This window comes from Rhizobium ecuadorense (genome assembly GCF_001187535.1).
Taxonomy (GTDB): Bacteria; Pseudomonadota; Alphaproteobacteria; order Rhizobiales; family Rhizobiaceae; genus Rhizobium; species Rhizobium ecuadorense.
Genome location: NZ_LFIO01001346.1, coordinates 1 through 318 on the forward strand (window position 1 = coordinate 1; position 318 = coordinate 318).

The window sequence follows — 318 nt, forward strand, 5'->3', positions numbered from 1 at the left end:
CTACAGGCGCGCCACTCGGACCATGTCGCCGACGTCCTCCGTGGCTTTAAGCGTGCTGGCTACGAGGTCGATATTCATCGCATCCAAGCAAAGGACTATGGGCTGGCTCAGGAACGAAGCCGTGTCCTGTTCATCGGGATCCGCAAGGATCTAGCACGCGGATTCCGAATGCCGCCGAAATTCCCACAGCGGAGTGCCAACATCGGCGACGTCCTCGTTGATCTGATGGCGGCAAACGGTTGGGAAGGAGCCTACGAATGGGCCAGAGAGCGGCGGGAGGCCAACGACGTAGCGTCCACCGTTGTCACGCGCCGCGGC

Annotated in this window: 1 protein-coding gene; it reads left to right on the forward strand. The window is 61.6% G+C overall.

All coding sequences use genetic code 11. The annotated features are described in order from the left end of the window. Positions 1-318, forward strand: a 318-nt coding sequence (locus AF337_RS28940; RefSeq protein WP_160320373.1) for a DNA cytosine methyltransferase, incomplete at both ends; no start/stop codon positions are given.